12 protein-coding genes are annotated in these 14,018 nt (G+C 48.3%); 7 read left to right on the plus strand and 5 right to left on the minus strand.

Translation table 11 applies throughout. From position 1 onward, the window contains the following. Positions 1–331 precede the first annotated feature (331 nt). From abnA to ACFTRD_RS02080, 7 genes are all read left to right on the plus strand, one after another. The gene (gene abnA, locus ACFTRD_RS02050) at positions 332–1,309 is read left to right on the plus strand and encodes an arabinan endo-1,5-alpha-L-arabinosidase AbnA (RefSeq protein ID WP_379377515.1); all 978 of its coding nucleotides are present in this window, start codon (positions 332–334) and stop codon (positions 1,307–1,309) included. Positions 1,310–1,441: 132 nt separating this feature from the next. Continuing rightward, a complete protein-coding gene (locus tag ACFTRD_RS02055) occupies positions 1,442–2,782 on the plus strand; it encodes an ABC transporter substrate-binding protein (RefSeq protein WP_379377517.1) in 1,341 nt (446 codons plus the stop codon). A gap of 246 nt (positions 2,783–3,028) precedes the next feature. Continuing rightward, positions 3,029–3,919, plus strand: coding sequence for a carbohydrate ABC transporter permease (locus ACFTRD_RS02060; RefSeq protein ID WP_062324023.1), 891 nt, complete (start codon positions 3,029–3,031; stop codon positions 3,917–3,919). 26 nt (positions 3,920–3,945) lie between these two features. Continuing rightward, positions 3,946–4,788 (plus strand): carbohydrate ABC transporter permease, encoded by an 843-nt coding sequence (locus ACFTRD_RS02065; RefSeq protein ID WP_062323920.1) that lies wholly within the window; start codon positions 3,946–3,948, stop codon positions 4,786–4,788. A 56-nt stretch (positions 4,789–4,844) separates the two neighbouring features. After that, positions 4,845–6,266 (plus strand): arabinan endo-1,5-alpha-L-arabinosidase, encoded by a 1,422-nt coding sequence (locus ACFTRD_RS02070; protein ID WP_379377520.1) that lies wholly within the window; start codon positions 4,845–4,847, stop codon positions 6,264–6,266. Between the two features lie 669 nt (positions 6,267–6,935). Next, positions 6,936–7,916 (plus strand): glycoside hydrolase family 43 protein, encoded by a 981-nt coding sequence (locus ACFTRD_RS02075; RefSeq protein ID WP_379377522.1) that lies wholly within the window; start codon positions 6,936–6,938, stop codon positions 7,914–7,916. A gap of 194 nt (positions 7,917–8,110) precedes the next feature. After that, a complete protein-coding gene (locus ACFTRD_RS02080) occupies positions 8,111–8,965 on the plus strand; it encodes an EcsC family protein (protein WP_379377524.1) in 855 nt (284 codons plus the stop codon). Positions 8,966–9,517: 552 nt separating this feature from the next. Here the strand turns inward: ACFTRD_RS02080 and ACFTRD_RS02085 are convergent. The 5 genes from ACFTRD_RS02085 to queC form a co-directional block, all read right to left on the minus strand. After that, positions 9,518–10,786, minus strand: coding sequence for an MFS transporter (locus ACFTRD_RS02085; protein WP_379381121.1), 1,269 nt, complete (start codon positions 10,784–10,786; stop codon positions 9,518–9,520). 356 nt (positions 10,787–11,142) lie between these two features. Further along, positions 11,143–11,634, minus strand: a complete 492-nt coding sequence (gene queF, locus ACFTRD_RS02090; RefSeq protein ID WP_192264557.1) for a preQ(1) synthase — start codon at positions 11,632–11,634, stop codon at positions 11,143–11,145. Between the two features lie 123 nt (positions 11,635–11,757). Next, the gene (gene queE / locus ACFTRD_RS02095) at positions 11,758–12,468 is read right to left on the minus strand and encodes a 7-carboxy-7-deazaguanine synthase QueE (RefSeq protein ID WP_379381123.1); all 711 of its coding nucleotides are present in this window, start codon (positions 12,466–12,468) and stop codon (positions 11,758–11,760) included. Positions 12,469–12,595: 127 nt separating this feature from the next. Continuing rightward, complete coding sequence (queD, locus tag ACFTRD_RS02100) at positions 12,596–13,087, minus strand: 6-carboxytetrahydropterin synthase QueD (protein ID WP_379377527.1); 492 nt, start codon at positions 13,085–13,087, stop codon at positions 12,596–12,598. Beyond that, the gene (queC, locus tag ACFTRD_RS02105; RefSeq protein WP_379381125.1) at positions 13,084–13,764 is read right to left on the minus strand and encodes a 7-cyano-7-deazaguanine synthase QueC; all 681 of its coding nucleotides are present in this window, start codon (positions 13,762–13,764) and stop codon (positions 13,084–13,086) included. Before queC ends, queD begins: the two co-directional genes overlap by 4 nt. Positions 13,765–14,018: the final 254 nt, after the last annotated feature.

Consider the following 14,018-nt stretch of genomic DNA (forward strand, 5'->3'; position numbering starts at 1 on the left):
GGAGTTCCTTTCCCCGTTCTGAACAAAGCCCTCCTGATCATGGGCTTCTGCACATTTATATGTTTTATTTTAGATAATTATAAATGATTAACCGATGGAAGGGAAGGGCAGAGAAAAGGAAGCCAAATCCCTTGTTTACTTAGCATAATTAAGAGTATTACTTATAAATTGTTAAATATTATCTTTAAAAAATAACATGAATCATTTCATATATATTTGAAATATACCATTGAAATGTAATGTAACCGCTTTTATAATCCTAGTATACCTAAATTGATTTAATACTTCATGAACCAAATTAACTATTTGATCAGGAGAGGTGGAATTCAGTTTGGAAAAGTTCAAAGGATTAAAAGGTTTGAGGAAAAAGCGTTGGGCATTACCGGCACTGCTGGTACTTGTTTTGTTACTGGCAGGTCAGTCTCGGGCATTCGCAGCATTCTGGAATTTGACCGGAGATATTGCGGTCCATGATCCTTCAATCATCAAAGAGGGAACCTCCTGGTATACCTTTTCAACCGGTCCGGGCATTCAGGTACTGAAATCGGATAACGGGTCATCCTGGTATCGTGTTCCGCAAATCTTTCTGAGCAAGCCTTCCTGGTGGGCTACTGCCGTTCCGGGACAGAGCGGTTTGGACGTATGGGCACCGGACGTCGAACAGTATAACGGTAAAGTGTGGTTGTATTATTCCATTTCTACCTTCGGTTCCAACCGCTCCGCTATTGGTCTTGCGTCTGCGAACAGCATCGGTGCGGGTCAGTGGAAGGATGAAGGGCTGGTGCTTCAGTCTACATCTGCCAATAACTACAATGCCATTGATCCGAATCTGGTCATCGATGCTTCAGGCAACCCGTGGCTTGCTTTCGGTTCTTTTTGGAGCGGCTTGAAGATTGTGAAACTCGATAAAACCACGATGAAACCGACCGGAAGCATATCCTCCATTGCGGCGCGTCCGAATAATGGCGGAGCCATTGAAGCTCCAAGTATTGTGTACCGTAATGGTTATTATTACTTGTTTGCATCGATTGATTCGTGCTGCCAGGGTGTGAACAGCACGTACAAAATGGTCTATGGTCGTTCAACGAGTATAACGGGTCCGTATGTGGACAAAAACGGTGTGAACATGTTGAATGGCGGAGGAACCCTGTTGGATTCAGGGAATGTCAAGTGGAAGGGACCAGGCGGACAGGATGTGTATAACGGTAATGTGATTGCGCGTCACGCATACGATGCGGATGATAATGGCAATCCAAAATTGCTGATTAACGACTTGCTGTGGGATTCCAGCGGGTGGCCAACGTACTAGTTTATTTTATATAAACATAAAATGTTTTAATAAAGTATTGACTAAATCGATCTGGATTTGATAAATTTAACAACAGAAATCTTATTTTACTGAATTGAATACGGTTACAAATCCAGATCAGGAGGGGTTCAGATGGTAAAGAAAAAAAGATTGGTCACACTTATGCTTCTAATGCTGGTAAGTGCACTCGTGTTTGCGGGCTGCGGAGGAGGCAGCAGTTCAAGCGGGGACAAGGAATTGACATTCATGTTCCGGGGTGGCACGGATGAACAGAAGGCTTATCAAGCCGTTGTTAAGAAATTTGAAGAAGAGCATCCGGGTGTCAAAGTCAAAATTATCGTAACAGCTGCGGATCAATACGCAACAAAATTGAGAGCTGCCATTACAGGCAACAGCTTGCCGGACGTTTTCTATTTTAACCCTGGTGATGTAAAAGCCTATGTGAATAGCAACGTGCTGATGAACCTGACACCTTATATTGAAAATAATGCGGACGTAGATCTGGACAACATCTGGAAGTATGGTATGGACTTGTACCGCTATGATGGCAAAATGGCAGGTCAGGGCGATATCTACGGCATGCCGAAAGATCTGGGTCCGTTTGCACTCGGTTATAACAAGACATTATTTGAAAAAGAAGGCATCCCATTCCCGGATAAGGACAAGCCATATACATGGGAAGAGTTCATTAAGGTAAACCAGCAAGCAACGAAGGATACGAATGGAGACGGCAAACCGGATGTATTCGGTACAGGCTTCAATGTACAGTGGGCACTGCAGTCCTTTGTATGGAGTAATGGTGCAGACTGGCTGGATGAAAGCAAAACGAAGGTAACCATTGATGATCCGAAATTTGCGGAAGCATTGCAATTCTTTGCCGATATGCAGAACAAATACAAAATCACACCTTCCATTGAGGAAGCGCAAACCTTGGATACGTACCAACGCTGGATGAAAGGGGAAATGGCTTTCTTCCCTGTAGGTCCGTGGGATATGAGTACGTTCGAGAAACTGCCTTTCGAATATGACTTGCTGCCTTTCCCTGCCGGCTCTACCGGAAAATCAGCGACGTGGATCGGTTCCCTGGGTATCGGTGTATCGTCCAAAACGAAACATCCGGAAGAAGCTGCAGCATTGGTTAATTACCTCACAGCTTCGAAGGAAGGCATGCAGCAACTGGTGGACGCCAAAGTACAGATTCCGAATCTGCTTGATATGGCAGACGAGTGGGCCAAGGATACTTCGACGAAACCGGCCAACAAACAGGAGTTCATTGATATCGTAGAAGATTACGGCCGTGCGCTGCCAGGCAACTACACATACAATGCGGAGTGGTACGACCTGTTCTTCACCGATATTCAGCCGGTGCTGGATGGCAAGATTACAGCCGCAGACTATGTGAAGCAGCAGCAGCCCAAAATGCAAAAGCTGTTGGACAAAGCGGTGGAGCAAGAGAAAAAATCTCAGAAATAAGCATGTTGCAACATGCTGAAATAATGTGACTGGAATGATTGAAGGGTAGGTTCTAGAGAGAAGTAGCCTACGCAAAATGGATAGAGTCGTAGATTCCGTGTTCAAAAAAAGGCGATGCCAGCAGCCTGCTATCACGCTGCTGGCATCATTTTGGATTCCATACGGGCATGTTGCATGAATTGATCAAGCAAGCAGGCATCCATCGATTCATGCAACATGCTGATATTAGAAACAGGGGTGAGCGCAGTGATTACAAAATCTAGTTTGTATCGCAAAGAGAGGCTGTACGGATATTTGTTTATTTTGCCTCCGGTTCTTGGTTTGCTGATCTTTGTTTTGTTCCCTTTTCTGTATTCCTTGTACGGTTCGTTTACGGATTGGGATGGCTTGGGACAGATGAACTTTATCGGTTTAGCCAATTTTAAGGATTTGCTCACGGATGATCTGTTTTACAAAGCGATGTTCAACACCTTTTATCTGATGCTGGGTATCCCGATCGGTTTGTTGCTTGCATTGCTGCTGGCAATGGGTCTGAATCGTAAAATCCCCGGCACAACGACGTTCCGTGTGATCTATTATATTCCGGTCATTTCTTCCCTTGCGGCGGTGTCCATCATGTGGAACTGGGCGTACAACGGGGATTACGGATTGGTTAACCAATTCCTGGATCTTTTCGGTATTGAAGGCCCTAACTGGCTCGCAAACAAAGATACGGTTAAACCGGCCCTCATTATTATGACAGTGTGGAAAGGCCTCGGTTACACGATGTTATTGTATCTGGCTGCATTGCAAAGTGTATCACGTACATATTACGAGGCGGCCGAGCTTGATGGAGCGAACGGGTTCCAGATCTTCCGCAACATCACCTGGCCGATGGTGAAGCCGGTTACCTTTTTCCTCGTCGTTACGAATATCATTGGTGGTTCCCAAATCTTCACTGAAATGAACATTATGACACCTACGGGTGGTCCTGAATATTCATCGGCATCGATTGTCTTCTACATCTGGCAGAAAGCATTCAGTAACCTGCAAATGGGTTATGCCTCAGCGATGGCCATGATTCTTGGTATTTTCATATTTGTTATTACCTTGGTGCAATTCAAAATGAACGAAAAATCAGCCTATGATGGAGATTAATGGTCTAGGAAAGGAGTGAACAGGAGATGTCTTACAGTCAAAAGAGGAAATTAACGAACTCTATCATTTTTATCGTTTTGGCAATTGGTGCGATTGCGATGATTGCACCACTGATCTGGATGCTGTCCACTTCTGTGAAGGAGAAGCAGGATGTGTTCGCGCTTCCGCCCGTATGGATACCTGAAGTGTTCCAATTCGGAAAGTATAAGGAAATCTGGGAAGCAGGTCCGCTACTCAGCGGGATTAAGAACAGCTTAATCGTGGCGGTCAGTGTTACCGTTGTCGGGACGTTTACGTCCAGTATTGCAGCCTTTGCTTTTGCCAAATTGAGATTTCCACATAAAAACAAACTGTTTCTTGCTTTGCTCGCATCCATGATGATTCCGTATCCGACCGTTATGATTCCGCAATTCATCATGTTCTCGAAGCTGGGCTGGGTGGACACGCTGTTGCCGCTTATCGTTCCAGGATTATTTGGTAACGTGGTCATGATCTTCTTCCTTCGTCAATACCTGCTAAGTGTACCTGACGCCATTATTGAGGCAGCGAAAATTGATGGCAGCTCCTATTTCCGACTGTACTCCAGCATTACGTTCCCGCTGATTAAACCAGCGATCGCTGCTCAACTGATTCTCTGGTTCATGGGTATCTGGAACGATTATCTGGCGCCGATTATTTATCTGAATTCACCGGAGAAGCAGACGCTACAGCTCGTTATAGCAAACTTTAATGCCACGTATGCGATCCAGACGGATTACCCGCTTATTATGGCCGCGTCCATTGTTGCGCTGCTGCCAGTGTTGATCATCTTCCTGATCTTCCAGAAACAGATTATTGAATCGGTAGCGATCTCCGGAGTGAAAGGATGAATCAGCGGAGAACATTCCGCGGGTGGACGAATTCAGGAAAAGGAGTTGTTGCATCCATGTTGCTATTGCTGTTGGTTGGAGCTACGGGCTGTTCTGGAGATGGCGCCGGAGAATCGGTGTCCCCGCCGGTCTTTCCTGCTGCTCCCCATGATAATCAATTGTATGACACCTCCATTCTGGACGATGAATCGCGTTGGACGGTGAACAATGCACACGATCCGGCCATTATCAAAACCGACCAGGGGTATTATGTCTATTCCACCGACGTTCGTGTAGCGGGAGAAGCGAAACCCGGGGTAATGGTTCGTAAATCGGATGATCTGATCAACTGGACTTGGGTAGGTCAGGCTCTGCCGGGTATTCCGAAGGATGCACTCGATTGGACAGGGGCAGTCAATCTGTGGGCACCGGATGTGATTCAGGTTGGTGACACCTACCGCATGTATTATTCGGCCTCGACCTTTGGTAGTACCCGGTCGGCAATTGGATTGCAAACCTCAACTTCACCAGAAGGCCCATGGAAGGACGAAGGACTGGTTGTTAAAACAGCGGAGAATGAAAAGGATAAGCTGAATGCCATTGATGCCAATCCGATAGTAGATGCCGAAGGCAATCCATGGATGGTGTACGGTTCATTTTTTGACGGGATATACATTGCACCTCTCGATCCCGAAACCGGAAAGTTCAAGGAGAAGGGGTATGGTACCCGCATTGCCGCACGTGATCGTGCTACGGAAGAAGGTGCGGTGGAAGGGCCGTATATTGTATATAACCCGGAGTTCAAAAAATATTATCTGTTCGTCTCATATGATTCCTTATTCGAGGATTATAACGTGCGTGTAGCCCGCGCTGATTCGATTACAGGCCCTTACACAGACGTAAATGGCATGAACATGCTCGATACGGAGCACCTCCCGCAGTATGAGGTAGGAACCAAAATTCTGGGTGGTTACCGTTTCACGGAAGGTGAAGGCTGGATTGCGCCTGGACATAACTCTGTCCTCCAAGATGGCGCCGATTATTATATCGTACATCATGCGAGGGGCGAGACGGATAAAAACTGGCCTTATCTGCATGTACGCAAAATGCTGTGGACCAAGGACGGCTGGCCTGTTGTGTCCCCGGAACGTTATGCAGGTGAAACTGCCCAGGACATTCCGGAGTCGATGATCGCCGGGGAGTGGGAAGGCATGGCGCTTGATCCGTCGGTGGACGGACAGGTGCAGGCCGTGCCCTATGCATTGGAGAGAAATGGTCAAATTAAAAGTGCAAACGCTTCAGGCAAATGGACGTTTGATGGCAAACAAACGCTCACGCTGGAGTGGAAAGAAAGCCCGTGGGGCGGAGCTTCCACAGAGGAGCTCAAGCTTCTCCCGTCCTGGGACTGGGAGCGAAGCCAGCCTACACTTGCTGTGACGGGCCTGAACGACCGTGGCATTGCCGTCTGGGGCAAACAGATTAGTGCCACAGAGAAGTAGAGAGCCATAGATATGGCTCGAAGTTAGGTGGAGCCGACCGAGCGAAGCGGTCGACCCCATAGACCGAGCCACACGGATGGCTCGGAGTTTGGATTTGGTTCAGCGAGCGTGGAAAGAGCGAGGCTGTGCGCATTGAAGGGTGCACAAGCAGCGTAGGGGGAGGAAGGAATTGAAGGAGCGTCTTTGGCGTCCGATTTCAACCGCTGAGTGCGGTGGAATAAGGGAATCGGAGGACAAGAGAGCGACAAGGCCCTGCCACCCCCGGAGCGTCCGCGGTGTACCCTCAGCTGGCCGATAGCTTACGGCCAGCCGTGTCTTTAGTGGGGAGAGTCGACCGAGCGAAGCGGTTGATCCCACATATACAGAGCCACACCGATGGCTCGGAGTTTGGATTTGGTTCAGCGAGCGTGGAAAGAGCGAAGCTGTGCGTATTGAAGGGTTGCACAAGCAGTGTAGGGGGAGGAAGGAGCCGCAGGAACGTCTTTGGCATCCGATTTCAACCGCTGAGTGCGGTGGAATAAGGGAATCGGAGGACAAGAGAGCAACAAGGCCCTGCCACCCCCGGAGCGTCCGCGGTGTACCCCCAGCAATAGGTTTTATGTTTTCCGCTTAAGGTCTACAACTCCTCACTCCGAGCCATACACACACATTTGAAAGGGGAGCGTTCTCATGACTGATTCCATTACATTTACCAATCCTATCCTGGAGCAGCGGGCTGATCCGTGGGTGTACCGTCATACAGATGGTTACTATTATTTCTCTGCTTCCGTGCCGGCCTTTGACCGAATTGAAATCCGGCGTGCACAGACGCTGGAAGAGTTGAGAGATGCCGAGCCTGTAACGGCATGGCACAAACGTGATTCAGGACCGATGAGTGCCAATATCTGGGCACCCGAAATTCATTTTATCGAGGGCAAATGGTACATATACTACGCTGCTGCTCATACAAGCGAGACGAACGAGGGCCTTTTCGACCACCGGATGTATGTATTGGAGAATGATTCTGCAAATCCACTGGAAGGTGAATGGGTAGAAAAAGGACAAATTCAAACACGCTGGGAGACGTTTGCATTGGATGCAACGACCTTTGAGCATAAAGGAATCCGCTATCTGGTCTGGGCCCAAAAAGATCCGGATATTGTAGGCAACTCGAATTTGTACATTTCCGAAATGGAGAATCCGTGGACGCTGCGCGGTGAACAGGTGATGATTTCTACACCTGAATACGATTGGGAGATCATCGGCTTCAAGGTGAATGAAGGGGCAGCAGTACTGCACCGGAATGGGCGACTCTTCATCGGTTACTCGGCAAGTGCGACTGACTACAATTATTGTATGGGTTTGCTCACGGCGGATGAAGATGCCGACTTGCTTGATCCAGCAAGCTGGGTGAAATCGCCTAAACCGGTATTCCAGACGTGTGAGGCAAACGGCCAATATGGCCCGGGTCATAACAGCTTTACCGTATCGCCAGACGGCAAGACAGATATTCTGATCTATCACGCGCGTAATTACAAAGAGATTGAAGGAGACCCTCTTTACGATCCAAATCGTCATGCTCGTGCACAGGTGATTCGTTGGAACGAAGATGGTACGCCTGATTTTGGAATTCCTGTTCCGGATGGAAAGGCTGCGGCTGAAACGAAATAATAATACTGCATTTTTTACAGAGTAAGCCCTTAGTCAGCGAGCCATGCGGATTAGGGGCTTTTACTTATGCCCATATTGAGATGGTGGGCTTGAATACGGAGATGAGAGTCTGGAATATAAGCAACCATACCGTTAACCTTTGCGTATGAGCTGTATACAGGATCACTACATACAACAATATTAGGAGGCCATATATGGATTCACGCGAGACATTGGACCGGGAACTGGAACAGATTATAAAATGGGAAAAAGAGCAAAAGGATTTGTTTATTTGGGACAAAATTGGTCGTTTGCCATTTGCCATGCTGGATAAAGTCATGCCCAAAGCACTGAAACAGAAGATTGGAGACGCGTTGAACGATGTCGGGCAGTATGTACAGAATGGCGGCAAGTTTCTCGTTCAGAAAAAGAAGGTAGCCAAGCTGCTCCAAGAGGAAGCTATCCAATCCGGGTATTCCATGAAGGAAGATGAAGATACTTATCTTATTGAAGAGGATGCAGCAGCAGAAGATACTGCAAAGATCCACAGCGTGGAGGGTTTACCTCTTGAAGTACTTGATCGTACTGCTGATAGCATTACGGACAGTCGAACCAAGTTTGCTGCCGCACAAGGAGCCGCAACAGGCTTTGGCGGAATAGTAACGATTGCGGCGGATATCCCGATCGTGATGGGACTTTCCCTAAAAGTGCTGCAGGAGATGGCACTATGCTACGGATATGATCCCGACGAACCGCAGGAACGCATATTCATTGTCAAATGTCTGCAATTCTCCTCTGCCGATATTGTGGGCAAGAAAGCAATTATTGATGAACTCGCCGATTATGATAATCCCGACAAACAGGTGGAGGTTATCTCACAAATGCAGGGCTGGCGGGAGGTTTTTAATTCCTACAGCGAATCGTTTGGTTGGAAAAAGCTGTTCCAGCTCATTCCGATTGCCGGCATGGTATTTGGGTCAGTGAGTAATAAGAATACGATTCGGGATGTCGCCGAGGCCGGAAAAATGTTATATAAAAAGCGGCTGATTCTTCAACGCCTTTCGCAATGATGTCCATCACCAAAATTGGTAATGGGACGACATATACTTGGCTCTAATTCTGACGCTAGCGAATCTATGGCACCCTATTATGGCGTATAGAAGGATGAGTTGATTCTAAGGAATCTCACCATCGCTATTTGCATGATGATCATACTAAATGTTGCGGAAACATACCAAACATGAGGAATAAGACGTCTGTAATTCGTTACATTGGCGGATTGCCAGAAATGATGCTATTAAAGTGCGTTGGATTCGTTATACACATGTGATCCTAATGTATTCAATAATTGCTCGCAGGCTCAGTTGCTGCCGCTCTTGTTGGCTGACCACCCTTGTCATCATGAAGTGGGGCGCTGCGTGCTGGAAGCTTGAATACAGCTGATGCTAACGATGGTAAAACACAAACGGGATGAAGCCCTTAAGGTAAAGGCTTCATCCCGTTTGCACATCTTGGCGTTGACTCGACGCCGGTTAATCTTCTGACGTCACTTTTCGCTAGGCCGTCTTAACAGTTTTCTTTTGTTTCTTTGTGGATTGGACGTTATGTTATATAGATTTTTTTTATTCTTCGCTACCGTTCTCTTCCGCCCAGCGGTTCAGCAATTTATCCGATGGAAGCAGGAAGGTGAAGATGCCGATTAGTGGCAGGAAGCTGCACATTTGCATGACTGGCGATACGCCGAACACATCGATCCAGTTTCCGAGCACGAGTGCGCCCAGACCGCCCATACCAAATGCCAAACCGGTGATCAGGCCAGAGACGGTTCCGATTTTGCCCGGAATGAGCATTTGTGCATACACAACGGTCACCGAGAAACTGGACAACATGATGAACCCAATAATGCTCAGCAACACGGCTGTCCAGAACAGATTGGCGTAAGGCAACAACAGCGCCAGGGGAGCGGCTCCGGCCATCGACAGGAAGATCATGTTGCGTTTGCCGAAGCGATCCGCCAGTGGACCGCCAAAGAATGTACCAAGTGCCCCGGCAGCCAGGAACAGGAAGATATAGATTTGTGCGTCTTCTGTGGACAAGTTGAATGTATCCTTTAGGTTAAACGCATAAAAGCTGCCGATCGAAGCGACATACCACGAACGGACAAAGACGAGCAGGATCAATATCGTAATGGCAGCAGCAATCTTTTTGCGTAACGCCGGATTGGGAGCACGACGGGCTGCCGCCTGTCTGCGCAAATACCCTCCCGATTGCAGCATGCGTCCATACCAGCGAGCGATATAGATTTGGACCGCAATTCCCGCAGCAGCAATCCCGGTAAACCCAATGGCACCGAACAGTCCAAACGGGATGAAAATCCATCGGGTGAGCAATGGAGCCAGAGACTGACCAGCATTACCACCTACCTGGAAGATGGACTGAGCCAGGCCCCGACGAGGCCCTGCGGCCATATGGGATACTCTTGAACCTTCCGGATGGAATGCTGCCGAACCGAGACCAACAAAGATGACGGAGATCAGGACAGCCATATAACTGTCGGCGAAGGCAAGCAGCAGCATGCCAGTGAACGTAAAGCCCATGCCAATAGGCAAGATGGAAGGTGTTGGTTTTTTATCGGCAAACCAGCCTACAACAGGCTGCATAATGGACGCGGTAAAGTTGATGGCGAACGAAATCCATCCGATCTGCGTATAAGTGAGATGCATGGAGTCTTTCAGAATTGGAAAAATGGCAGGAATGACAGATTGGATCGAATCGTTGAAGAGATGAACCAGACTGATGGCAATCAAGATCCGGTAAACGGTACCTTGGGCATCCAATCCGGGTGGAGCTTTTGAACGCACAGCGGCGTCTTTGGATAATGAATTTTGCATGGACATGTACAGTTCTCCTTTGGTCGCGGTCACGAGGGATCAGCGCCTGATGATGTGATGTGCCTAAGCATATTGTTACATAATAGGACAGATTTGAAGGGTCGACAAGGGGAACAGGAGAAATTAACGTTCTTATTTTAATGTAAAACGAATGATATACTTCAGGGAATGTACAAATTAAAGTTCTATTGAATATCTGATCTTCTTACTTGAACGCGAATCCAATCTATACGATTGATTGCAAACGCTCAAGTTCCATACCACACAAAAAGCCGAATTTCTTCAGATAGAAGAGTTCGGCTTTTGTGCGCTCTATAATTTTATTTTATATCTGCCATAACTGATGTAACTGCCGATTAACGATTATCAATCGTCTCGGGATACATATCATGATTCATCATGCGATGCTCGGCCATTTGTTCATACTTCGTCCCAGGCTTGCCATAGTTGGTGTACGGGTCGATGGAGATTCCGCCGCGCGGCGTGAATTTGCCCCACACTTCAATGTAGCGCGGGTCCATCAGTTTGATCAGGTCGTTCATGATGATGTTCACACAATCCTCGTGGAAATCCCCATGGTTGCGGAAGCTGAACAGGTACAGCTTAAGCGACTTGCTCTCCACCATCTTCACATCAGGGATGTAGCTGATATAGATGGTTGCGAAGTCCGGCTGACCGGTGATCGGGCACAGGCTGGTGAACTCCGGGCAGTTAAATTTGACAAAATAATCACGGTAAGGATGTTTGTTATCAAAGCTTTCCAGAATGCCCGGGTCATATTCAAACGTATATTTTACGCCCTGGTTGCCCAGCAGCGTCAGGTCTTGCATTTCGTCAGGTTGTCTCATCGATTCGTAAACGCTCCTTAGTTCCGGCGACGCACGAAGCTTGCCGGTATATATGATAGGCACTGTTAGCCTCTGTTTGTTTCCAAAATTACATCATGCCGCCCATTCCACCCATACAGCCCATCAGACGCCGCGTTTGTTTCCCCATACCAACGTATGCAGCTGTGGAAGCACACGAACGTCGTTCAAATCGTCAGATGCACTGACTTGATCGATTAACCACTCGTAACGGGCAAGCAGGGAAGACGCGAGATCAGGTGTATCGGCAGAAGTCACATCCGGGTTCCCGGTCTGCAAAAATAAAGCTGTGCCCGGATACCGTGCATGCACACGGCGGGCATAGTCCAGGTCTGTCTCATCAAAGATCACGATCTTCAGACTATGGCTTCGTTCCACCGGGCCAGCAGCCAGTCGGTGGATCAGATCATCCAGCACAGCCCAGTCGGTGTCCATGCCTGAGCTGGGAGGCTTGGGCGAGACAGTGACTTCGTCAATGTCCGCCAGCCAGGGCTGCCAGCGGGAGCCCTGCGTCTCCACCGCGATGCGGATGCCGTTCTCCCGCAGCAAGGCGATCAATCCGCCCAGTGAAGCGAGCAGGGCGGGGTTGCCGCCCGAGATGGTCACATGGGAGAAGCGTGAACCGCCGACGCGGCGCAATTCTTCCCACACGTCTTCCGGTGTAATCATCCGGATCAGGTCCTTGCCGCTGCCGTCCCAAGTAAAGGCCGAGTCACACCAGGAGCAGCGATAATCACAGCCCGCGGTGCGGACGAACATCGTTTTCTGCCCAATGACCATGCCTTCACCTTGAATTGTAGGGCCAAAGATCTCCATCACAGGAATACGAGCCTCTTTACTGCGTTCGTGTCCATGAGGAAGCGTGTTATCAGCTAATCCCTCCGCAGGAGGAGCATTTGTTCCATCCTGATTGATGGACGTTGTGAGTTGACCTAGCTCCAATCTACTCATCGATCATCCACTCCCGTCTGGCCTCGGCATAGCTGGTAGGTGTCTCATATAGGCGGACAAACTCTGTCCGACCGCCTTCAGTCATGGTCACATATGGCTCAGTCTGCAGGGCATGTTCCATTTGTTCGAACAACCAGACCACCATATTTTCAGCCGTTGTATTCATAAGGGGAAGAGTCTCGTTCAAATACTGATGATCCAGATAACCTTCAATTTGTGTTTTCCATATCTCCTTGATATGTCCAAAATCAACCGTAAGTCCTGTCTCACCCGGATAACCGCTAATCCCGAAAACAACTTTATAGGTATGCCCGTGCAAATTCTTGCACTTGCCTTCATAACAATGCAGGTGATGTGCCGCGTCAAACGTGAATTCCTTACTTACAAGTACACGTTTACGGTGATAGCGCAGCTGATCAGGGAGGATATCTTCTCCAATGCGCTGCAACCGTTCCACAATACGAAAAGTTCCCGGTTCTCTCATCGTACATCCGCTCCTAAAGATCCGGCAGCCGTGCGTTGCTGCACATAGCGATCCAGTCCGGCTTTGCGCAATTTGCAGGCCGGGCATTCGCCGCAGCCATCGCCGATGATTCCATTGTAACAAGTCAGTGTGCGCTCTCGTACATAATCGAAGGCGCCGAGGTCATCCGCCATTTTCCACGTCTGGGCTTTGTCCAGCCACATCAGTGGGGTATGGATGACAAACGGGTAGTCCATCGACAGATTTAGCGTAACATTCATCGATTTCACAAATGAATCCCGACAATCCGGGTAACCGCTGAAATCCGTCTCGCATACACCTGTGACGAGGTGACGAGCCCCTTTTTGCTTCGCCATAATCGCCGCAAAACTGAGAAACAGCAGATTTCGCCCATCGACAAATGTACTCGGCAGTTCGCCTTCCTCATGTGTAATCTCCACATCGGTGCGAGTGAGAGCATTGGGCGCAAGCTGGTTTAACAAGCTCATGTCCAGCACCGTTTGCTGTATACCCAGATCGCGAGCAATCTCGGCGGCACACTCAATCTCCAGCTTGTGACGCTGGCCGTAATCGAAGGTAACCACTTCAACCTCGGCAAATTGCTGTTTGGCCCAGAACAAACAAGTCGTACTGTCCTGGCCACCGCTGAATACAACGACTGCTTTTTCTTCGTTCAACATAAAAAAACCTCTCCATCTTCTTAAGATCAATCCATGCGCATAGGCACAGAGTGTCGGAAGAACAGAGAAGTTCATGAACTGGCATCCATCAAAAAACACACCTTCTCGCAGGCTGCTTCAAAAAAAGCAGGAACGATCTAGTGTCCTTAGTTTTTTACGTACATTGTTACCTAAAATGTACGCAAGACTTATTGACCAATGAAGGTCAAGTCTTATAGAGGGAGTTCGCGAACCTCTCCCATGCTCCAGGC

This window comes from Paenibacillus sp. NPDC056933, from assembly GCF_042674385.1.
Classification (GTDB): Bacteria; Bacillota; Bacilli; order Paenibacillales; family Paenibacillaceae; genus Paenibacillus.

Coding starts and splice junctions, on each gene's coding strand:
- ACFTRD_RS02055 (WP_379377517.1), top strand. CDS start 1,442: ATGGTAAAGAAAAAAAGATTGGTCACACTTATGCTTCTAATGCTGGTA.
- ACFTRD_RS02065 (WP_062323920.1), top strand. CDS start 3,946: ATGTCTTACAGTCAAAAGAGGAAATTAACGAACTCTATCATTTTTATC.
- ACFTRD_RS02070 (WP_379377520.1), top strand. CDS start 4,845: ATGTTGCTATTGCTGTTGGTTGGAGCTACGGGCTGTTCTGGAGATGGC.
- ACFTRD_RS02075 (WP_379377522.1), top strand. CDS start 6,936: ATGACTGATTCCATTACATTTACCAATCCTATCCTGGAGCAGCGGGCT.
- ACFTRD_RS02080 (WP_379377524.1), top strand. CDS start 8,111: ATGGATTCACGCGAGACATTGGACCGGGAACTGGAACAGATTATAAAA.
- ACFTRD_RS02085 (WP_379381121.1), bottom strand. CDS start 10,786: ATGCAAAATTCATTATCCAAAGACGCCGCTGTGCGTTCAAAAGCTCCA.
- queF (WP_192264557.1), bottom strand. CDS start 11,634: ATGAGACAACCTGACGAAATGCAAGACCTGACGCTGCTGGGCAACCAG.
- queE (WP_379381123.1), bottom strand. CDS start 12,468: ATGGAGATCTTTGGCCCTACAATTCAAGGTGAAGGCATGGTCATTGGG.
- queD (WP_379377527.1), bottom strand. CDS start 13,087: ATGAGAGAACCGGGAACTTTTCGTATTGTGGAACGGTTGCAGCGCATT.